Below are 20,799 nucleotides of genomic sequence, written 5' to 3'. Positions count from 1 at the left end.
GTGTCAGTGGCGACTGCCAGACTCGCGTGCATGGAGATGATCGAGGACCTGATCAAGCAGGTCAGCCGCGGTGAACGGGTGAAGTACCTGCCCTTCTGGGGGCACCGGCCGCTGCCCGACGGCAGGCTCGGTCCGAGCTGCCTGAGCCAGTGGTGGCCGTCCGCTTTCACTGTCGGTGACGTCCGGTATGCCACGGCCGAGCACTGGATGATGGCCGGCAAGGCCCGGCTGTTCGGGGACGCCGAGGGGGAGCGGGCCGCGCTCGCGGCGAAGAGCCCCGCGGAGGCGAAGAAGGCCGGGCGGCTCGTGCGCGGCTTCGACAACGCGATATGGGAGCGGGAGCGCTTCGCCCTGGTCGTGGAGGGCAGCGTGCACAAGTTCGGCTCCGACCCGGCGCTGCGCTCGTACCTGCTGGGCACCGGGAGCCGGGTGCTGGTGGAGGCGAGCCCGATGGACCGGATCTGGGGCATCGGTCTGGCCGCCGACGACGGGCGCGCCCTGGACCCGGCGCGCTGGCGCGGGCTGAACCTGCTGGGCTTCGCCCTGATGGAGGCCCGGGAGCGGCTGCGCGGGGACGGCGCGTGACGGAGCGGCGCCGGGTCGCCGCGGTCATCGTCCGCGACGGCTGCGTGCTGATGGTGCGCGAGCGCGGCAGGGGGGCCACGGGGCGGCACGACGGGCCGGAGTACTGGACCCTGCCCGGCGGCGGGCTGGAGGCCGGCGAGGAGCCCGAGGAGGCGGTCCGGCGGGAGGTGGCCGAGGAGACCGGCCTGCGCGCCCTGGGCGTGCGGTACGCGTACGAAACGCCCTACCCCTCGGGCTGGACCTCCTGCTTCCGCGTGGAGGTGGCGCCCGGCGAGCCGGTCCTGGGCGTCGACGCGGACCTGGAGTGCGACTGCCCGCGGATGGTCGGGCTGATCTGGGTCCCGCTCTCGCGCGGTACGGACGGCGCGTCGGTCATGGTGCCGACGCTGCTCAGTAATTGCGTGGTGGATCCCGGCCCCGCCGCCTAACGTGATCCTCGTCCAGGTGCGAAGGCGAGACCTCCTTCGACTCATAATCGGGCGGCCGCGGGTTCGAGTCCCGTCACCGGCATCGTGCCGGTGTAGCTCAGCTGGCAGAGCACCTTGTGGTTTCGCCGGCCTTGTTCTCTGGACACCTACGTCACGCACCTCCCGGTGCGCGGGCTGCGGCTCCTTCTTTTGCGAAGATCTCCAGGCCGCCGCCCCCTTGATCTCGGGAGGCCGCGTGCGGGATGCCCGGTGCGCAGGCGACGGCTCCTTCCGGATCAGGAGGTGGCGGGTTCGAATCCCGCCCGGCTCAGGCCGGTAGCTCAGCTGGACAGAGCACCTGACTTTGTCCGTCGCCGACCTCTGATCTCGGGCATCCCGCACGTCACGCCTCCCCCGCTTCCTTTGAATTCGGGGGGATTCACCATGGCTCGTTTCAACCTGCGGGCGTCCAAGTCCGTGCCCGCGTCGCCCGCTTCGGCCACGTCGCCCACGTCGCCCGTACGCTCGGCCGGCCGGGCCCGCACCGGCCAGGGCGGCCCCGGCCACCTGCGCGATCCCCGCTCCGAGCTGTTCCTGCTCGCCGTCGCCAACTTCGTGACGCAGCGCACCGCGTACGAGAGCGGCGAGGCCCGCGACGAGCGCTTCGCCGCGCTCGTGCGCACCCTCGCCGTCGAGGATCCCGCGTGGACGGCCGGTCTGCTGGGCTGGCTCCGCGGGGACGCGAACATGCGCACCGCCTCCCTCGTCGGCGCCGCCGAGTACGTCAAGGCCCGGCTCGACGCGGGCGCCACCGACGGGCCTTCGAACCGCCAGGTCGTGGACTCCGTGCTGCGCCGCGCGGACGAGCCCGGTGAGCTGCTGGCGTACTGGACGGCGACGTACGGCCGGAGCGTGCCCAAGCCCGTCAAGCGCGGCATCGCCGACGCCGTGCGCCGGCTCTACTCCGGCACCTCGCTGCTGAAGTACGACACGGATTCCAAGGCCTACCGCTTCGGCGACGTCCTCAACCTCGTGCACGCCTCCCCCGACCCGGACAAGCCTTGGCAGGGTGAGCTGTTCCGCCACGCCCTCGACCGCCGGCACAACCCGGACGGCGCGCGGGTCCCGGCCGGCAACCGCACCCTCACCGCCCACCGGGCGCTGATGGAGCTGCCGGTCTCCGAGCGGCGCGGTGTGGTCCTCGCCCCGGACGGCGCGGAGCGGCTCGCGGAGGCCGGCATGACCTGGGAGGCGCTGGCCGGCTGGCTGCAGGGACCGATGGACGCGGCGGCCTGGGAGGCGGTCATCCCGTCGATGGGCGCGATGGCGCTGCTGCGCAACCTGCGCAACTTCGACCAGGCCGGGGTCTCGGACACGGTGGCCGCGCAGGTCGCGGCGAGGATCTCCGACCCGGAAGTCGTCGCCCGGTCCCGGCAGTTCCCCTTCCGCTACCTGGCCGCCCATCAGCACGCGCCCTCGCTGCGCTGGGCGTACCCGCTGGAGCAGGCGCTCGGCCACTCGCTGGCCAACGTACCGGCGCTGCCCGGCCGGACGCTGGTCCTCGTCGACCGGTCCGGGTCGATGTGGTCCCCGCTGTCGGACCGCTCGAAGCTCAACCGGGCGGATGCGGCGGCCGTGTTCGGGGCCGCGCTGGCACTGCGGGCCGAACACGCCGACCTGGTGCAGTTCGGTACGACGAGCCAGGCGGTCCGGTACGGCCGGGGCGAGTCCGTGCTGAAGGTGCTGGAGCGCTTCGGGGACCTCGGCGGCACCTACACGGCCCAGGCCGTGAGGGAGCACTACCGGGACCACGACCGGGTACTGATCGTCACCGACGAGCAGGCCGCCTCGTACGGCCACGGCGGTGACCCGACGGCGGAGGTGCCGGACGCGGTTCCCGTCTACACCTGGAACCTGGCCGGCCACCGGGTCGGGCACGCCCCCTCCGGCGGCGGGAACCGGCACACCTTCGGCGGGCTCACCGACGCGGCCTTCCGGATGGTCCCCCTGATCGAGGACGGCCGGAACGCGGACTGGCCCTGGGCCTCCTGAGGCCGTCCGCGCCCCGGGGTCCCCTGGTCAGACCTTCTCGTGGACCTGGGAGTTGTCGTACGGGCTGTCGTACGGGGAATCGTCGATCGGCCCCAGGTCCATGAAACTGGCGAACACGGCCAGGAGCACCAGCACGCCCAGCAGGATGCCCACCGCGCCGAGGATGATGCCCGCGAGCGCCATCCCGCCGTTGTCGGCCTCGCCGCGGTTCGCCTTGCCCTTGCCGAGGGCGCCGAAGACGACCGCGGCGATCCCGATGGCCACGCCCGCGAAGCTCAGGAAGCAGCCGAGGACCGAGATGATGCCGAGGACGAGCGCGGCTATGCCGAAGCCGTTGCTGGGCTGCGGCCCGTACGGCGTGTAGGGGCCGTGGCCCGGGTACCCCTGCGGGCCCGGGTAGCCCTGGTAGCCCTGGTAGCCGCCGGGGCCGGGGTAACCCGCGTCGCCGGGGTATCCGTAGCCGGGCTGGACGGGATATCCGTACGCCGCGGGCGCGGGGCCGGCCGGCGGCGCGGACGCCGGCTCCGGCGCCGGAGCGGTCGGCGGCAGCCGGTCTTCCGGCATTCCCGCGAGCGTCGGCTGGTCGTGCACGGACGGCGGGCCCGACACTCCCGGCGTGCCGCTGGTGTCCTGCGTGCCCTGCGGCTTGCCCAGATCCACCGCGGGCCGCTCCGGCGGCGCCCACGGGTCGCCCGGCTCGGGACTGCTGTCGTTCATACGGCGCCCCCCTCTCGTACAGCCATGCTAAGCGCTGGCACCGACAGTCACGGGCCTGCCTACGATGAATCCCGACCTGCCCGCAACCGCGTCCTCCCGGAGGCAACCCCATGACCGACCTGCACCCCTTCATCGCGGGGCTGCCGAAGGCCGAACTCCACGTCCACCACGTCGGCTCGGCATCCCCCCGCATCGTGGCCGAGCTCGCCTCCCGGCACCCCGACTCGAAGGTCCCCACCGACCCCGAGGCCCTCGCCGACTACTTCACCTTCACCGACTTCGCCCACTTCATCGAGGTCTACCTGTCGGTCGTCGACCTGGTCCGCACCCCGGACGACGTACGCACCCTCACCTTCGAAGTCGCCCGTGACATGGCCCGGCAGAACATCCGCTACGCCGAGCTGACCATCACCCCGTACTCCTCCACCCGCCGCGGCATCGACGAGCGGGCGTTCATGGAGGCCATCGAGGACGCCCGCAAGGCCGCCGAGGCCGAACTCGGCGTCATCCTGCGCTGGTGCTTCGACATCCCCGGCGAGGCCGGCCTCGAAGCCGCCGCCGAGACCGCCCGGCTCGCCGTCGACCTGCGCCCCGAGGGCCTGGTCTCCTTCGGCCTGGGCGGGCCCGAGATCGGCGTCCCGCGCCCGCAGTTCAAGCCGTACTTCGACGCGGCGCGCGCCGCCGGCCTGCACAGCGTGCCGCACGCCGGCGAGACCACCGGCCCGGAGACCGTCTGGGACGCCATCCGCGAGCTCGGCGCCGAGCGCATCGGCCACGGCACCAGCTCCACGCAGGACCCGGAGCTCCTCGCGTACCTCGCCGAGCACCGCATCGCGCTGGAGGTCTGCCCGACCTCGAACATCGCCACCCGCGCGGTCACCGACCTCGACCAGCACCCCGTCAAGGAGATGGTCGCGGCGGGCGTGCTCGTCACCATCAACAGCGACGACCCGCCGATGTTCGGTTCCGACCTCAACAACGAGTACGCGGTGGCCGCCCGTCTGCTGGACCTCGACGAGCGCGGTCTCGCGCAGCTCGCCAAGAACGCCGTCGAGGCCTCCTTCCTTGACCCGGCCGGCAAGGCGCGGATCATCGCGGAGATCGACGCGTACACCGCCGAATGGCTGGCGCGCTGACGTCCAATTGACGTCCGCGGCACGGAGAATGGGGCCATGCGCACCCTGACTGCCGTCGGCCACCGCGGCGATCCCTACCGTGTCCCTGAGAACACCCTGCCGTCGATCCGCTCCGCCTTCGCCCGCGGGGCGGACGCGGTGGAGATCGACGTACGGCTGACCCGTGACGGGGTGCCGGTCCTGCTCCACGACGACACGCTCCAGCGGCTGTGGGGCCACGACGTACGCCTCGACGACGTCACGGCCCCGCAGCTCAAGGAGCTGACGGAGGACGGCGTTCCCACGCTGCGCGACGCCCTGATGGCCGCGGGGGCGGGCCGGCTGATGCTCGACCTCCCGGGCGCCACGCCCGAGGCGGTGCGCACCGTGGTGGGCCTGGTCCGCGAGTGCGGCGCGCGCGAGCGGACGTACTACTGCGCGGGCCCGAACAGCATGCTGGCGGTCCGCGCCGCCGATCCGGGCGCCGAGATCGCGCTGACCTGGACCACGCTGTCGCCGCCGCGGCGGGTGCTGATCGATGCCGTGGCGCCGCGCTGGCTCAATTACCGTTTCGGGCTGGTGAGCCGGGAGCTGACGGACGCGCTCCACCGGGACGGCCTGCTGGTCTCGGCCTGGACCGCGGACACCAAGTGGGCGATGAAGCGGCTCGTCAAGGCGGGGGTCGACTCGATCACCACGAACCGGATGAGCGCGCTCGCGGCCGTACGGGCCGAGTCCGGGCGGTGATACGCGAGCTGGCGGAGCGGGTCCGGCAGGCGGATCCGCGCTGGCAGGACGCGGGGCTGATGCTGCTGGTGCAGGTGGCGACGACGATCCCGTTCGTCGTGCCGCGGGACCCGGGCGAATCGCCGGCCGACTGGCCGGCGTACCTGCTGACCACGCTGATCAACGTGCCGCTGGTCTGGCGCCGGCGGGCTCCGGTGCGGGTGGTGTTCGGCATGATCGCGGCGGGATCGGTGTACCAGCTCTCGCTGGACGGTCCCGGGCAGCCGCTCCCGTACGCGGCGCTGATCTCCGTCTACACGATCGCGCTGATCTGCGAGCCGCGGGTGCGGCTCGTGATGTGGGTGGTCGTGACGGTGGCCATCGTGGGCTCCGTGGCGCTCAACACCACGACGGCCAAGGAGTTGCTGTTCGCACTGTTCGTCTTCGGGGCGGCGGTCGCACTGGGCCGGCTGCAGGCGACCCGGCAGGCCTACACGGCGGCCGTCGAGGACCGGGCGGCTCAGCTGGAGCGGGCGAACCGGATCGAGGCGGAGCAGGCGGCGGCGCGCGAACGGGCCCGGATCGCGCGGGAGATGCACGACGTCCTCTCGCACGCGGTCAGCATCATGATCGTGCAGGCGGAGGCCGGTCCGGTGGCCGTGCGCAGGGCGCCGGCCCGGGCCGAGGCGGCCTTCGAGGCGATCGCCGAGACCGGCCGGGACGCGATGGCGCAGCTGCGCACGATGCTGGGGGTGCTCCGTACGGACGAGGCGGCTCCGCGTGCGCCGCAGCCCGGGCTCGGGGCGCTGCCGGCGCTCCTGGACCGGGTGCGGGCCGGCGGGATCCGGGTGTCGTACGAGCGGTCGGGCGAGGTGCGCGAGCTCGCGGCCGCGCTGGAGGCGACGGTGCACCGCGTGGTGCAGGAGGCGCTGACGAACGTGGTGAAGCACGCCGGCGCCTCGGCGGTGGAGGTCCGGCTGGAGTACGGGCCACGGACGCTCACCGTGTCGGTGACGGACGACGGCCGGGGGCCCGGGCCGGGCTCGGGCGGCCACGGTCTGATCGGGATCCGCGAGCGGGCGGCGGCGCACGGCGGGACGGCGCGGACGGGGCCGGGGCCGGACGGGCGCGGGTTCTCTGTGCGGGTCGTCCTTGTAACCTCGCCGCTGGAGGTGGGGATGTGACGATCCGTGTGGTGGTGGCCGACGACCAGGAGCTGGTGCGCAGCGGGTTCGCGATGATCCTGGACGTGCAGGAGGACATCGAGGTCGTGGCGGAGGTGGGCGACGGCGCGGCAGCGGTGGAGGCGGTGGCCCGGCTCGCCCCGGACGTGGCGCTGCTCGACATCCGGATGCCGGTGCTGGACGGGATCGAGGCGTGCCGGACGATCTCGGCGCGGAGCGCGTGCCGGACGGTGATGCTGACGACCTTCGATTCGGACGAGTACGTGTACGAGGCGCTGCACGCCGGGGCGAGCGGCTTCCTACTGAAGGACGTGCGGCGGGACGATCTGGTGCACGCGGTACGGGTGGTGGCGGCGGGCGAGTCCCTGCTGGCGCCTTCGGTGGCGCGGCGGCTGATCGAGGAGTACACGGCGGCGACGGCGCGGCCCTCCCTGCCGGCGGACCGGCTGGAGGTGCTGACGGCGCGGGAGCGGGAGACGCTGCTGCACCTGGGGCGAGGGCTGTCGAACGCCGAGATCGCGGCGGCGCTGGTGGTGAGCGAGCACACGGTGAAGTCGCACGTGGGGAACGTGCTGGCGAAGCTGGGGCTGCGGGACCGGATCCAGGCGGTGATCTGCGCGTACGAGACGGGGCTGATCGCGGTGGGTACTCCCACGGGTTCTCCCTCTGGGGAGTGAGAGGACGGCGTGTCGCCTCCCTCCCGGAGGTGAGTTGTCGTACCGGTGAAGACCCCTCTTGATGGTGATCCGCAACTACCCCTCTGACCTGGAGCATTGAGGTCATCGGGGCGCACGGTCCCGGTGATCTCACAGGGGGAGCCACACCACCATGAACGCACGTACGCGCACGCTGATCGCCGCCGCACTGGTCCTGGGGATCGCGTCCGGCCCGGCCGTCGCCCACGCCGCGCCGGCCCCGGCCCCGGCCCCGGCGCCGGTCTCCTCCACGCGGGTCGCGCCGGAGATCCCGACGCCGCCCGACGCGGCGGCGCTGGAGAAGGCGATCACCGGGCTGGGTCCGGAGCACCGGGACGCGACCGCCGCGCTGGTCCGCGTGGGCGGCAGGAGCGGTACCTGGCAGGGGAGTTCCGGTGTCGCCGATGTCCGTACGGGGCGCGAGGCCCTGGAGCAGGGCCGGTTCCGGGCGGGGTCGGTGACCAAGACCTTCACTTCGGCGGTGGTGCTCCAGCTGGCCGCAGAGGGCTCGGTGGATCTGGACCGTCCGGTGCAGGAGTACCTGCCGGGTCTGCTGCCGGCGACGTTCAAGCCGGTCAGCGTGCGGCAGTTGCTGAACTACACGAGCGGCATCCAGCCGGCCGACGGTCCGGGTGATTCCTTCGCTGAGGCGTACGCCCACCGGTTCGACGTGGAGGATCCGCGCGCCCTGATCGCCAACGCGGTGGCGAAGGGGCCGGAGTTCGACCCCGGGACCAGGCAGCACTACCTCAACATCGACTACACGATCCTGGGCGTACTGATCGAGAAGGTGACGGGCACCTCGTACGAGAAGGCGCTGGCCACCCGGATATTCAAACCCCTCGGCCTGCGTCACACCTCGCTGCCGGGTCCCGGACAGACGCGCATACCGGGTCCGCACAACCGTGGTTACCAGGCGGTGCCGCAGGCCGACGGCGGCCGGACGCTGGTCGATGTGACCGAGTGGGGATCCTCGCGGGAGTGGGCCGCCGGCGACCTCATATCGACCACGGCAGACCTGGAGCGCTTCACCACGGCCCTGTTCGCCGGGCGGCTCGTGCCGAAGGCCCAGCTGGAGGAGATGTTCACGGTGCCGGCGGTGGCGGACTTCACCACGGGGGCCCCTGCCGAACTGACCGCCGGGATGAAGAGGTTCGTCCTGCCCGACGGCACGGTGGCCTGGGGCAAGACGGGCGGCCGCCACGGCTACAACACCGCGATCGGCGGGACCCGCGACCTGTCCCGCACGCTCGTGTACTCGGTGAACTCCACCGACGCCAAGGGCCAGGACATGAACAAGGTGGCTTTCGACATCGTGATGGCGGCCTTCGCACGGTAGGCGCCCGACTAGGCGGGCATCGCCTCAAGGCGCTTGATCATGCGGCGGAGCACCAGCAGGGGGATGACTCCGAAGACGCCGAACGACATGTCGATGACGCTCCACCAGACGGGGATGCCCCGGATCGGGCCGCAGATCAGGGCCAGGGGTATCACTCCGGCGCAGGCGATCATGCCGGCTTCGACGATCCAGATGTTGCGGACGGGGTCGCGGTGGACGCCGTAGAAGAAGACGGCGATGACGAGGTGGGCGAAGGCGAGCCAGTCGGTTCCGTAGAGGAGGAAGGGGTAGTCGGCATCGGCCCGGTCCAGGCCGTCGCCCACCCGGCGCACCCAGTCGTTGTCCACGAGGGAGTTGAGCCAATGGAGTTCGGTGACCAGGGGGAAGGCGGTGAGGCCGCTGAGCACCAGGCAGATGAGGAACAGGGTCAACCAGGCACGGATCCGCCGCTGAAGGGCGCTTCTCTCGCTCATGCGAGTAAGCCTACGGAAGTTTCTGAACACGTTCAGCCAAATTGCTGAACGCGTTCAGTTTCGTGGCCGGACCGTGATCAGAGTCCGACGATCGCGTTCCATCGCCGGGCGAGGGAGCGGCGCTCGGCCGAGGAGATGTCGCGGGACACCACGAGCCGCTTGCGCATCTCGTCGTCCGGGAAGATCAGCGGGTTCTCGGCCAGTTCGGCGGTCTCCTTGTCGTCGGAGCCGGCCAGGACCTCGCGGGCGGCCGGGACCGGGCAGACGTAGTTGACGGAGGCGGCCAGTGACGCGGCCACCGCCGGGTCGTAGTAGTAGTCGATCAGGGCCTCAGCATTGGCCTTGTGGCGGGCCAGGTTGGGGACCAGCAGGCTCTCCGCCCAGAGTTCGGCCCCCTCCTCGGGGACCACGAACGCGATGTCCGGGTTGTCGGCGTGGAGCTGGATGGCGTCACCGGAGTAGGCCTGGCAGGCGAGGACGTCGCCCTTGCTCAGATCGGAGGTGTAGTCGTTGCCGGTGAAGCGGCGGATGTGCTTCTTCTTCACCATGCTCTCGACCTGGTCGCACATCCGGTGGAAGTCGGACTCGGTCCAGCGGGTGACGTCCACGCCGTTGCCCTGCATGAGCAGCGAGAAGGACTCGTCGAGGCCGGAGAAGAGGGTGACGCGGCCCGCCAGGTCCGGGTGCCACAGGTCCTTGACCGACTTGATCTCCCGGCCCAGGGCCTTGCGGTTGTAGGCGATGCCGGTGATCCCCGACTGCCAGGGCACGGTGTGCAGCCGACCCTCGTCGAAGGCGGGGGACCGCAGTTGCGGGTCGAGGTGCCTGGACACGTTGGGCTGCGCCGAGCGGTCCAGCTTCTGGGCCCAGCCCAGGTGGACGAAGCGGGCGGCCATCCAGTCGCTGACCACGACGAGGTCGTGGCCGGTCTCCTGGCGGTTCATCAGGGCCGGGCTGACCTTGCCGAAGAACTCGTCGTTGTCGTTGATCTCCTCGGTGTACCGGACCTCGATGCCGGTCTGCTCCGAGAAGGCCTCCAGCGTCGGCCGTCGCCCCTCGTCCTCCTCGTCGGTGTCGATGTAGAGCGGCCAGTTGGAGAAGGCGACGCTCCGGTCCCGCTCGGACCGGTCCGGTCCCGTACGCCGCCCCTCGGGAACGGAGGCGGCCGGCACACCACAGCCGACGAGCGCGGCCGACAGGCCCGCGGCACCGAGGCCGTACAGCGCCGCACGGCGGGAGAAGGCGAGTTCAGGCATGGGCACAGCCTCGGGGAACGCGGAAGGGCGGGCAATAGACATGGTGTCTACTGCCCGCCCCGTCAACGCTGTGCTGTGATCGATGCGGCCGATCAGCCGTCGAGCGAGGTCATCACGTGCTTGATGCGCGTGTAGTCCTCGAAGCCGTAGGCGGAGAGGTCCTTGCCGTAGCCGGACTTCTTGAAGCCGCCGTGCGGCATCTCGGCGACGAGCGGGATGTGGGTGTTGATCCAAACGCAGCCGAAGTCGAGGTTCTTGGACATCCGCATCGCGCGGCCGTGGTTCTTGGTCCACACCGAGGAGGCGAGGGCGAACTCGACGCCGTTCGCGTACTCCAGGGCCTGGGCCTCGTCCGTGAAGGACTGGACGGTGATGACGGGGCCGAAGACCTCGTTCTGGATGATCTCGTCGTCCTGCTTGAGGCCGGAGACCACGGTCGGGGCGTAGAAGAAACCCTTCTCGCCGACCTGGTGGCCACCCGCCTCGACCTTGGCGTGGGCGGGGAGCCGCTCGATGAAGCCCGCGACCTGCTTGAGCTGGTTCGGGTTGTTCAGCGGGCCGTAGAGCACGTCCTCGTCGTCCGGCTGGCCGGTCTTCGTGTCCGTGGCGGCCTTGGCGAGCGCGGCCACGAACTCGTCGTGGATCGACTCGTGCACCAGCACGCGGGTGGCGGCGGTGCAGTCCTGGCCGGCGTTGAAGTAGCCGGCGACCGCGATGTCCTCGACGGCCTTCGGGATGTCGGCGTCCTCGAAGACCACGACCGGGGCCTTGCCGCCGAGCTCCAGGTGGACGCGCTTGACGTCCTTCGAGGCGCTCTCGGCGACCTGCATGCCGGCGCGCACCGAGCCGGTGATGGAGGCCATCGCCGGGGTGGAGTGCTCGACCATGGCCTTGCCGGTCTCGCGGTCGCCGCAGATGACGTTGAAGACGCCCTTGGGCAGGACCGAGTCGATGATCTCCGCCATCAGGACCGTGGAGGCCGGGGTGGTGTCCGACGGCTTGAGCACGACGGTGTTGCCCGCCGCGATGGCCGGGGCGAACTTCCACACGGCCATCATCATCGGGTAGTTCCACGGCGCGACCTGGGCGCAGACGCCGACCGGCTCACGGCGGATGATCGAGGTCATCCCCTCCATGTACTCGCCGGCCGAGCGGCCCTCCAGCAGACGGGCGGCGCCCGCGAAGAAGCGGATCTGGTCCACCATCGGCGGCAGCTCCTCGCTGGCCGTGAGGCCCAGCGGCTTGCCGGTGTTCTCCGACTCCGCGGCGACGAGTTCGTCCGCGCGCGCCTCGAAGGCGTCCGCGATCTTCAGCAGCGCCTTCTGGCGCTCGGCGGGGGTGGTGTCGCGCCAGCCCGGGAAGGCCGCCGCGGCGGCGGCCATGGCGGCGTCGACGTCGGCCTGGCCCGACAGGGGGGCCGTGGCGTACGCCTCGCCGGTGGCCGGGTTGACCACCTCGGTGGTCCGCCCGTCGGCGGCGTCCTTGAACTCCCCGCCGATGTAGTTGCGCAGACGACGCAGTTCGGTGGTCACTACAGCCACACTCCTGATCACATGTCCAACGATTGAGACAAAAGCCAAGCCTAGCTCCTAGGCGGAGGCTTTCGACAGACCCAGACGTCACCAACTACGAAATCAGTGAGATCAGAGTTCCCAAACAACGGATTTCATCGATTCAGTCTTGCGGAACAGACGACCCTCGTGCACAGTGAGGTCGTGGTCAGTCGAAGCGCAGATTCCAGGAACAGACAACCGTCCCCTTCGGTCGATGCTGTGTCCCTGGCGATCATCGAGCAACTGCAGGAGGACGGCCGCCGTCCCTACGCATCGATCGGCAAGGCCGTCGGCCTCTCCGAAGCTGCCGTGCGCCAGCGCGTGCAGAAGCTGCTCGACCAGGGCGTCATGCAGATCGTCGCCGTCACCGACCCGCTCACCGTGGGTCTGCGACGCCAGGCCATGGTCGGCATCAACGTCGAGGGCGACCTCGACCCGGTGGCCGATGCGCTGACCGCCATGGCCGAGTGCGAGTACGTGGTGATGACCGCAGGGTCCTTCGACCTGATGGTGGAGATCGTCTGCGAGGACGACGACCACCTGCTCGAAACGATCAACAAGAAGATCCGCACGCTCCCCGGCGTGCGATCCACCGAAAGCTTCGTTTACCTGAAGCTGAAGAAGCAGACCTACATGTGGGGAACCCGATAACCGTGAGCCAGGACCTCTCCAAGACCGCGTACGACCACTTGTGGATGCACTTCACCCGCATGTCGTCCTACGAGAACTCCCCCGTCCCCACCATCGTCCGGGGCGAGGGCACCTACATCTGGGACGACAAGGGCAAGCGCTACCTCGACGGCCTCGCCGGCCTGTTCGTGGTCAACGCCGGTCACGGCCGCAAGGAACTGGCCGAGGTCGCGTACAAGCAGGCCCAGGAACTCGCGTTCTTCCCCATCTGGTCGTACGCGCACCCCAAGGCCGTCGAGCTCGCCGAGCGCCTCGCCCACTACGCCCCGGGCGACCTGAACAAGGTCTTCTTCACCACCGGTGGCGGCGAGGCCGTCGAAACCGCCTGGAAGCTCGCCAAGCAGTACTTCAAGCTGCAGGGCAAGCACACCAAGTACAAGGTCATCTCGCGTGCGGTCGCCTACCACGGCACCCCGCAGGGCGCCCTGTCCATCACCGGCCTGCCGGCCCTGAAGGCCCCCTTCGAGCCGCTGGTCCCCGGCGCGCACAAGGTGCCGAACACCAACATCTACCGCGCCCCGATCTACGGCGACGACCCCGAGGCCTACGGCCGCTGGTGCGCCGACCAGATCGAGCAGGAGATCCTCTTCGAGGGCGCCGACACCGTCGCCGCCGTCTTCCTGGAGCCGGTGCAGAACGCCGGTGGCTGCTTCCCGCCGCCGCCCGGGTACTTCCAGCGGGTCCGCGAGATCTGCGACGAGTACGACGTCCTGCTCGTCTCCGACGAGACGATCTGCGCCTTCGGCCGTCTGGGCACGATGTTCGCCTGTGACAAGTTCGACTACGTGCCGGACATGATCACCTGCGCCAAGGGCATGACCTCGGGCTACTCCCCGATCGGCGCCTGCATCATCTCCGACCGCCTCGCGGAGCCCTTCTACAAGGGCGACAACACCTTCCTGCACGGCTACACCTTCGGCGGCCACCCGGTCTCCTCGGCGGTCGCGCTGGCCAACCTCGACATCTTCGACAAGGAAGGCCTCAACCAGCACGTGCTGGACAACGAGGGCGCTTTCTTCTCGACGCTGAAGAAGCTGCACGACCTGCCGATCGTCGGCGACGTCCGCGGCAACGGCTACTTCTACGGCATCGAGCTCGTCAAGGACAAGGAAACCAAGGAGTCCTTCACGGACGAGGAGACGGAGCGCGTGCTCTACGGCTTCCTCTCCAAGGCGCTCTTCGAGAACGGCCTGTACTGCCGGGCCGACGACCGTGGTGACCCGGTCATCCAGCTCGCGCCGCCGCTGATCGCGGACCAGGGCACCTTCGACGAGATCGAGGGCATCCTGCGCTCGGTGCTCACCGAGGCGTGGACGAAGCTGTAAACAGGCCCGCCCGGCCGGCCAGGATGTAAATCGTCCGAGGCTGCAATAGTCCGATCACACGGCCCGGATCCCTCGTTCGAGTGAGAACGCGGGGGTTCGGGCCGTGTGCTGTCACCATCCAAGACGTTCATCTCTTTACATCTCAGTGCGGCGCCAGTGACCGAACCGGTTCCGCTTCGTTCCCCCGGACGGAGGTGTACGCCATGGTGGCTCCACCGGACACTGCCCCGCCTGACAATGACGTCCTCTGGGCTCGGTCCCTTCATTACTCCCACGACGGATCCCCCGCCCTAGTCGGGGTCTCCGTGGGAGTCCGCCAGGGCGAGATCCTGGCCCTGACCGGTCCCCGCGGCAGCGGCAAGACCACCCTGCTCCGCTGCCTGTCCGGGCAGCTGCGGCCCGAGGGCGAGGTCTGGTTCAACAGCGTCCCCGTGCACACCATGGGCGCGACGGCCCGCGAACGGCTGCGCCGCGACCGCTTCGGCTGGATCGGCCCGGAGCCGCAGCTGCTGCCCGAGCTGAAGGTCTGGGAGAACGCCGCCCTGCCGCTGCTCCTCGCCGGCGCCTCCCACCGCGCCGCCAAGAGCGCCGCCTGCGAGTGGCTGGACCGCCTCGACATCGGCGGTTTCGCCCGCAAGCGCCCCACTTCCCTCACCCGGGCCGAGTGCCAGCGGGTCGCCCTGGCCCGCGCCCTGGTCAACGAGCCCGCGGTGATCTTCGCCGACGAGCCCACGGCCCCGCTGCACCGCGCCGAGCGGGCCCTGCTGCTCCGGGCCCTCACCACCGCGGCCCGCTCCCACGAGGTCACCGTGCTGCTGGCCACCCACGACGAGGCCACCGCGGCCGTCGCGGACCGCCGGCTGGCCCTGCTCGACGGCCGTCTCGCGGGGGCCGCGGCCGCCTCCTCCCCCGCCCACGACACTCCGGAGGGCCAGGCCGCGTGCTCGCTCTCCGCCTAGCCCGCGGTTCCCGGCCACTCGTCCAGCTGCGGCGGCTCCTCGTGGCCGCCGCCTCGGCCGGGACCGGGTTCCTGCTGCTCTCCGTACTCGCCGGGGCCGTGGCCCGGCCCGCCGGATCGTTCCCTCGCCTGCTCTGGGCCCTGATCCCGGTGGCCGTCACCGTCCACTTCGCCGTGGCCGTGGCCCGCGCCGACCCGGCGAACCGCCCCCGCGCGGGCATGCACGCCGTCGGACCCGGACCCGTACGGCTCATCCTCGTCGCCGCGATCTCCACCGCCCTCGCCTGCACCCTGGGCAGCTCCCTGGCCCTGGCCGCCTTCCTCCACCTGCGCGGGGACCTGGCCGGACTGCCGTTCGACGGAGCCGGGGCCGAGCTGCTCCACGCCGACCAGCCGCTGCCCGTGGCCGCCGCCCTCACCCTGCTGGCCCTGGTCCCGCTGACCGCCGCGGCAGCCACCGCTCTCGCCCTGCGCCCGCACCGGCCGCTCGCCCCGCAGACCGGCCTGCCCTGGGGGATCGCGCTGACCGCCTGCGGGTTCGCAGCCGAGGCCTACGCCGGCCGCAGCGGCCTCGGGATGCTCGCCGGCTGGTCACTGACCGCGATCGGCCTCGCCCTCGCCGGGCCGGGCTTCGCCTACGCCGCCGGGAGCCTGGTCCAGGCCGTGCGCCCCGGCGCGCTGCGGCTGCTGGCCGGGCGGGTCCTCCAGGAGGAGGCGCCCCGGATCGGCCCGCCGCTCGGCGTGCTGTGCTCGGTCGGCGTGGGCGCCCTCACCGCCGTGGCCCTGCGCGAGCAGGGCGGGCCGCTCGTCCCGCTGGGCCCGCTGACCGGGCCGGCCGCCGCGCTGGTGGCCCTGTGCGCGGCCGCGACCCTTCTCACATCCGCGGTGGAGGCGCGCCGCGACCGGGGCGCCGCGCGGGAGGCCCTGCTCGACCTGGGCGCTCCCGCCAAGGTCCTGCGTACGGCGGCGAGTCTGCGGGCCGGCGCGCTCGTGGCGGTGTGCGTTCCGCTCAGCTGGGGTGTGGCGCAGCTGACGTCGCTGGCACTGACCCGCTGACGCGAGCAGCCCTTAGGGTGGGCCGAATGGTCAACGCAGACATCGAGATCGAGACGCTCGCCGAATTCGACCAGGTCGTGGCACGCGGCTCGCTCAGCGGCTACCGGATCCAGTCGGTCAACCTGCTGGAGCGGACCTTCGCGCTGCTCTCCGCCGACACCTCGGCAGCCGTGTTCCTGGGCTGCGCGATGGAGCCCGATGCCTCGGTGAAGGTCCGCGCCGACGGCGCGCTGGTCTTCCCGCCCGTCCCGGACCTGCCGTTCAACCCGTACCGGGGGCTGCTCTACACGCCCGAGGAGCTGTTCGCCGGACTGCCCGACGGGTACGAGGCCACCCCGGACGCCCTGGCCTACGCCTGGTTCCTGGAGACCAAGACCGACGGCGACGTCTACTCCTCCATGCTCCGCTCCATCCACGACGACGCCGTCTCCGACGCCCTCGACGAGCACCTCGCCGGCGCCCGGGTCGTCGGCGTGATGGGCGGCCACGCCATGTCCCGCGGCGGCGTGGACTACCGCGGCGCGGCGGAGCTGGGCCGGGCCCTGACCCGGTCCGGGCTGACCGTGGCCACCGGCGGCGGCCCCGGCGCGATGGAGGCCGCCAACCTCGGCGCCTACCTGGCCCCGGCCCCCGACGATGCCCTCGCGGAGGCCCTGGAGCTGCTGGCCAAGGCCCCGTCCTTCACCCCGTCGGTGTCCGACTGGGCGCGCGCGGCCTTCGCCGTACGGGAGCGCTGGCCCGCCGGCGGCGATTCGGTGGGCATCCCGACCTGGTTCTACGGGCACGAGCCGCCGAACGCCTTCGCGGGGCACACCGCGAAGTACTTCGCGAACGCCACCCGGGAGGACGGGCTGCTGGCCCGCTCCACCGCGGGCGTGGTCTTCCTGCCCGGTGCGGCGGGCACGGTCCAGGAGGTCTTCGACAACGCCACGCCGAACTACTACGAGTCCCGGGGCGAGCCGGCGCCGATGGTCCTGGTCGGCCGCGACCACTGGACCGAGCACCTCCCGGTCTGGCCACTGCTCCGGGCGCTCGCCCGCGGCCGCGCCATGGAGTCCCGGATCGCGCTGGTCGACTCGGTGGACGAGGTCCCCGGGGTCCTCGCGTCAATGAGCTGAGCTCCGGAAGCAACTTCGCGGCCCGTTCGCACGTCTGGCAGAGGTACCGCAAAACCTGCCAGACGTGAACGGAGCCCTTGGTGCTCATAGGCCTGCTGACCGCTGTCGCGGCGTCCATCTGCTACGGCACGGGATCCGTGCTGCAAGCCGTCGGATCGCGCCGCGCCGCCCGGATGTCCCCCACCGCCGCCGGGGTGACCGCCCATGGCGGACCCAATCTGTCGTCCACCGCGAAAGCGGCGATGACCTGGGAGTTCATCGTCGGCACGATCCTGGACTTCGTGGGCTTCGGACTGGGCGCCCTGGCCGCCCGCCTCCTTCCCCTGTTCCTCTCGCAGACGGTGATCAGCGCCAACCTGGTGATCACGGCCGTGCTGAGCGTGAAGATGCTGGGCATCCGGCTGAGCCGGAAGGAGTGGACCTCGATCGGCGTCGTCTGCACGGCGCTGGTGCTGCTCGCGACGGCTGCGGGCCACGAGGGCGGCCACCACGCACCGATGTCCACGCACTGGTGGCTGCTGGGGATCACCTTGCTGCTGATGGTCGGCGGCACCGTCGCGGTACGCCTCCTCGGCGGCGGGGCGGCGATCCTGGCGGGCCTGCTGTCGGGCCTGGGCTTCGGCGCGCTCGGCGTCGGCGTCCGAATCCTGGACGGCGTCGACCCGTTCGACCTCGCCACCTTCCTCTCCGACCCGGCCCTCTACGCCATTCTGGTGGCCGGGATCGGTGGCATGTACCTGCACACGGTCGCCCTCCAGATCGGCTCGGTGAACGGCGCCACGGCGGCTCTGGTCGTCGGCGAGACGGTGCTCCCGGGCGCGATCGGCGTGCTCTGGCTCGGTGACGCCTCCCGTCCGGGTCTGGCCTGGCTGGCGGTCCTCGGCTTCGTCCTGGCCGTCGCCGGCGCGGTGGCCGTCGCCTGGTACGGCAAGCACGAGGCCGCCGAGGAGGCGGCCCCGGCCCCGGTGCCGGAGGCCGTCGGCTGACCCGGGCCGCCGGACGGGCATCACCCGGTCGGCCGCCCCCGGTGGTGGCGCGGCGGCGGCTGCCGCTTGCTGGACCGGGGGAGAGAGCGAGGGGCTTGTGGAGCCCACGACCGATCGGCTGAAGACACCGCGCGCCGCCGGGATGGCCGGAGTCGGCTTCGCCCTGCTGCTCGGGGTGGCGATCGTCCTGATGCGGATCGCCGTCCCCGGCGACGCCGCCGACGCGGCCATCGACCCGGACAAACGCTGGGCGGTCCAGGTGGCCCTGGAGATCGTTCCCTTCGCGGGCATCTTCTTCCTCTGGTTCATGGGCGCCCTGCGCGCGCACACGGGTGACGCCGAGGACCGGTTCGTCGCCACCGTGTTCCTCGGCAGCGGATTCGTCTTCGTGGCCACGCTGTTCGCCTCCGCCGCGGCCGCGGGCACCGTGTTGAACGAGGACACGCCCTCCGACTTCGGCCGCCACTACGCCTATACGCTCCTCGCGACCTACGCCATGCGGATGGCGGCCGTCTTCGTCCTCGCGACCTCGACCATCGGGCGGCTGCTCGGGGTCTTCCCCCGGTCGCTGGCCCTGCTGGGCACCGTCGTCGGCCTGCTCCTGATCGTGGTGGGTTCCGGCGTGCCCTGGTCCGAGATGCTGTTCCCGGCCTGGGCCCTGGTCATCAGCGTGCACATCCTGCGCGCCCGGCGCGGCACCGCCCGGACGGACCGGTCCAGACCGGGATGACACCCGCTGACCTGGGGATGTGTACTCCGGCAGGCGGCCTGCGGGTCCCCCGTGCATGCTGGGGTGAAAGGGCGGATCCGGGGATTTCGGGGGTGACGGGGTACCCAGCCGAGGGAAAGGCAGAACCGTCATGAGGCTTGTCGTCGACCTCAACCGATGCCAGGGATACGCCCAGTGCGCGTTCCTCGCTCCCGACGTGTTCGCCATGCACGGCGACGAGTCGCTGCTCTACAACCCGGAGGCGGCCGCCGAGCAGCGCGAGAACATCGAACGCGCCGTGGCCGCCTGTCCGGTCGGTGCGATCCTCCTGGAACTGACCGACGAGGACATGGCGAACGTGCCGGCCCCCGATGCCGTGGCCGGAGCCGGCTCTCGTTCCGGAGGCGCGCGGTGACCGGTGAAGGAACACGCGACGGAGCCCTGGAGCGGCTCAAGCGCGAGGGCCGCATCGTCGTCGTCGGCGCTTCGCTGGCCGGCCTGCGGGCCGCCGAGACCATGCGCGAGAAGGGCTTCGCCGGCTCGCTCACGATGATCGGCGACGAACCGTACGAGCCCTACGACAGGCCCCCGCTGTCCAAGCAGGTCCTGCTGGGCAACGCGGTGGCCGACCACACGGCGCTCCCCCGCCGCCGTGCAATCGACGCCGATTGGCGCCTCGGGGTCCCCGCCACGGGACTGGACATGGCCGCCCGCCGGGTCCGGCTCGGCAACGGCGACCAGGTCGAGTACGACCGGCTGCTGATCGCCACCGGAGTCCGGGCGCGGCCCTGGCCCAATCCGGAGGAGGGCGCCCTCAAGGGAGTCTTCGTCCTGCGCACCCGCGACGACGGCGAAGCACTGCAACAGGCCCTCGCCGCCGGCCCCCGCCGGGTGCTCGTCATCGGAGCCGGGTTCACCGGGTCCGAAATCGCCTCCGCCTGCCGGGAACGCGGCCTGGACGTCACCGTCGCCGAGCGGGGCGCGGCGCCGCTGGTCGGCGCGCTCGGCGGGGTGATCGGCGAGATCGCGGCCGAGATGCACCGCGAGAACGGGGTGGACCTGCGCACCGGGGTCATGGTGACCGGGCTGGAGGGCGACCCCTCCGGACGGGTCCGCGCCGCCCACTTCTCCGACGGGTCCACCGTCGAGGCCGACGTGGTGGTCGTCGGGCTCGGCGCGCAGCGCAACACCGAGTGGCTCGCCGGGTCCGGGCTGGGCGCCGGCCCCCGCGGCATCGCCTGTGACGCGGGCTGCCGGGCCTTCGACATCCGCGGCATAGTGACCGATGACATCTACGTGGCCGGTGACGTGGCGCGGTCCCCGCACGCCCTGTTCGGTTACCAGTTCCTCTCCCTGGAGCACTGGGGCAATGCCGTCGCGCAGGCCGACACCGCCGCGCACAACATGCTCAGCGAGAGCGCGGACCGCCGCCCCCACCTGTGGGTCCCGGCGTTCTGGTCCTCGCAGTTCGGGGTGAACATCAAGTCGGTCGGGGTACCGCCGATGGGGACCGAGCTCCTCGTCACGCAGGGCTCGCTCGCGGAGCGCCGGTTCGCGGCCGTGTACGGGTACCAGGGGCGCGTGATCGCCGCCGTGACCTTCGACAACTGCCGGTGGCTCCCCTTCTACGAGCACCAGATCGAGACCAACGCCCCGTTCCCCCCGGAGTTCTCCACGGTGGACCGCAGGCCTGAGGGGCACAAGCCGGTACCGGCGGACTTCCCGGACCCCTCGGTGCCGACGCACGGGCCGACCATCACCCTCAGCGGCTACTCGCCGGCCGACCGGAAGATGACCTTCGTCCCCGGGCGCCCCTGACCGCGTCCGAGACCGCATCGCGCCCTCCCCCGAGGAT

General features: G+C 71.5%; 20 protein-coding genes and 1 pseudogene. 17 read left to right on the top strand and 4 right to left on the bottom strand.

Going from position 1 to position 20,799, the window contains the following annotated elements:
• Positions 1 to 30: 30 nt before the first annotated feature.
• From IF88_RS0107770 to IF88_RS0107760, 3 genes are all read left to right on the top strand, one after another.
• Positions 31 to 585, top strand: a complete 555-nt coding sequence (locus tag IF88_RS0107770; protein ID WP_030708618.1) for an NADAR family protein — start codon at positions 31 to 33, stop codon at positions 583 to 585.
• Entirely contained in the window at positions 582 to 1,013 is a 432-nt protein-coding gene (locus tag IF88_RS0107765) for an NUDIX hydrolase (protein WP_037805548.1), read from the top strand. The genes IF88_RS0107770 and IF88_RS0107765 overlap by 4 nt, the downstream gene beginning before the upstream one ends.
• 423 nt (positions 1,014 to 1,436) lie before the next feature.
• A complete protein-coding gene (locus IF88_RS0107760) occupies positions 1,437 to 3,044 on the top strand; it encodes a TROVE domain-containing protein (RefSeq protein ID WP_030708615.1) in 1,608 nt (535 codons plus the stop codon).
• Positions 3,045 to 3,071: 27 nt separating this feature from the next.
• On the opposite strand, the gene IF88_RS0107755 is transcribed toward IF88_RS0107760, so the two are convergent.
• A complete protein-coding gene (locus IF88_RS0107755) occupies positions 3,072 to 3,761 on the bottom strand; it encodes a DUF4190 domain-containing protein (protein ID WP_030708614.1) in 690 nt (229 codons plus the stop codon).
• Positions 3,762 to 3,871: 110 nt separating this feature from the next.
• Between IF88_RS0107755 and IF88_RS0107750 the strand changes: the two genes are divergently transcribed.
• The 5 genes from IF88_RS0107750 (at position 3,872) to IF88_RS0107730 (ending at position 8,820) form a co-directional block, all read left to right on the top strand.
• On the top strand, positions 3,872 to 4,897 hold the full coding sequence (locus IF88_RS0107750) for an adenosine deaminase (protein ID WP_030708613.1): 1,026 nt from the start codon (positions 3,872 to 3,874) through the stop codon (positions 4,895 to 4,897).
• 36 nt (positions 4,898 to 4,933) lie between these two features.
• Positions 4,934 to 5,623, top strand: coding sequence for a glycerophosphodiester phosphodiesterase (locus tag IF88_RS0107745; RefSeq protein WP_030708612.1), 690 nt, complete (start codon positions 4,934 to 4,936; stop codon positions 5,621 to 5,623).
• Positions 5,620 to 6,786, top strand: a complete 1,167-nt coding sequence (locus IF88_RS0107740; protein ID WP_030708610.1) for a histidine kinase — start codon at positions 5,620 to 5,622, stop codon at positions 6,784 to 6,786. Before IF88_RS0107745 ends, IF88_RS0107740 begins: the two co-directional genes overlap by 4 nt.
• The gene (locus IF88_RS0107735; protein ID WP_030708608.1) at positions 6,783 to 7,463 is read left to right on the top strand and encodes a response regulator; all 681 of its coding nucleotides are present in this window, start codon (positions 6,783 to 6,785) and stop codon (positions 7,461 to 7,463) included. Before IF88_RS0107740 ends, IF88_RS0107735 begins: the two co-directional genes overlap by 4 nt.
• A gap of 151 nt (positions 7,464 to 7,614) precedes the next feature.
• A complete protein-coding gene (locus IF88_RS0107730; RefSeq protein WP_030708606.1) occupies positions 7,615 to 8,820 on the top strand; it encodes a serine hydrolase domain-containing protein in 1,206 nt (401 codons plus the stop codon).
• A gap of 8 nt (positions 8,821 to 8,828) precedes the next feature.
• Here IF88_RS0107730 and IF88_RS0107725 read toward each other — a convergent pair whose 3' ends face one another.
• The 3 genes from IF88_RS0107725 to IF88_RS0107715 form a co-directional block, all read right to left on the bottom strand.
• Entirely contained in the window at positions 8,829 to 9,293 is a 465-nt protein-coding gene (locus IF88_RS0107725) for a hypothetical protein (RefSeq protein WP_030708604.1), read from the bottom strand.
• Positions 9,294 to 9,370: 77 nt separating this feature from the next.
• The gene (locus IF88_RS0107720; protein ID WP_030708602.1) at positions 9,371 to 10,549 is read right to left on the bottom strand and encodes an ABC transporter substrate-binding protein; all 1,179 of its coding nucleotides are present in this window, start codon (positions 10,547 to 10,549) and stop codon (positions 9,371 to 9,373) included.
• A 92-nt stretch (positions 10,550 to 10,641) separates the two neighbouring features.
• Positions 10,642 to 12,081 carry a gamma-aminobutyraldehyde dehydrogenase gene (locus IF88_RS0107715; RefSeq protein WP_030708600.1) on the bottom strand — a complete coding sequence of 480 codons (1,440 nt, stop codon included), beginning with the start codon at positions 12,079 to 12,081 and terminating at the stop codon, positions 10,642 to 10,644.
• A 168-nt stretch (positions 12,082 to 12,249) separates the two neighbouring features.
• On the opposite strand from IF88_RS0107715, the gene IF88_RS0107710 reads away from it, so the two are divergent.
• The 9 genes and pseudogenes from IF88_RS0107710 (at position 12,250) to IF88_RS0107670 (ending at position 20,762) form a co-directional block, all read left to right on the top strand.
• On the top strand, positions 12,250 to 12,753 hold the full coding sequence (locus tag IF88_RS0107710) for an Lrp/AsnC family transcriptional regulator (protein WP_007266859.1): 504 nt from the start codon (positions 12,250 to 12,252) through the stop codon (positions 12,751 to 12,753).
• Positions 12,738 to 14,117: an aspartate aminotransferase family protein gene (locus IF88_RS0107705; RefSeq protein WP_030708597.1), complete on the top strand. Its 1,380-nt coding sequence runs from the start codon at positions 12,738 to 12,740 to the stop codon at positions 14,115 to 14,117. The genes IF88_RS0107710 and IF88_RS0107705 overlap by 16 nt, the downstream gene beginning before the upstream one ends.
• Before the next feature lie 302 nt (positions 14,118 to 14,419).
• Positions 14,420 to 15,076, top strand: a pseudogene (locus tag IF88_RS0107700) (ABC transporter ATP-binding protein); the annotation flags it as partial.
• Positions 15,058 to 16,131, top strand: a complete 1,074-nt coding sequence (locus IF88_RS0107695; protein WP_030708593.1) for a hypothetical protein — start codon at positions 15,058 to 15,060, stop codon at positions 16,129 to 16,131. The pseudogene IF88_RS0107700 and the gene IF88_RS0107695, both read left to right, overlap by 19 nt.
• Positions 16,132 to 16,157: 26 nt before the next feature.
• Entirely contained in the window at positions 16,158 to 17,249 is a 1,092-nt protein-coding gene (locus IF88_RS0107690) for an LOG family protein (RefSeq protein ID WP_030708591.1), read from the top strand.
• A gap of 80 nt (positions 17,250 to 17,329) precedes the next feature.
• Positions 17,330 to 18,235: a hypothetical protein gene (locus IF88_RS0107685; protein WP_030708589.1), complete on the top strand. Its 906-nt coding sequence runs from the start codon at positions 17,330 to 17,332 to the stop codon at positions 18,233 to 18,235.
• A 97-nt stretch (positions 18,236 to 18,332) separates the two neighbouring features.
• Entirely contained in the window at positions 18,333 to 18,965 is a 633-nt protein-coding gene (locus tag IF88_RS0107680; RefSeq protein WP_030708587.1) for a hypothetical protein, read from the top strand.
• A 130-nt stretch (positions 18,966 to 19,095) separates the two neighbouring features.
• The gene (locus IF88_RS0107675; protein ID WP_030708585.1) at positions 19,096 to 19,359 is read left to right on the top strand and encodes a ferredoxin; all 264 of its coding nucleotides are present in this window, start codon (positions 19,096 to 19,098) and stop codon (positions 19,357 to 19,359) included.
• A complete protein-coding gene (locus tag IF88_RS0107670) occupies positions 19,356 to 20,762 on the top strand; it encodes an NAD(P)/FAD-dependent oxidoreductase (protein ID WP_030708583.1) in 1,407 nt (468 codons plus the stop codon). The genes IF88_RS0107675 and IF88_RS0107670 overlap by 4 nt, the downstream gene beginning before the upstream one ends.
• Positions 20,763 to 20,799: the final 37 nt, after the last annotated feature.

This window comes from Streptomyces sp. NRRL F-2580, from assembly GCF_000720115.1.
In the GTDB taxonomy this organism is placed as follows: domain Bacteria; phylum Actinomycetota; class Actinomycetes; order Streptomycetales; family Streptomycetaceae; genus Streptomyces.
Note: the sequence above shows the minus strand (reverse complement) of the source record. Positions and strands in the feature narration are given on the sequence as shown.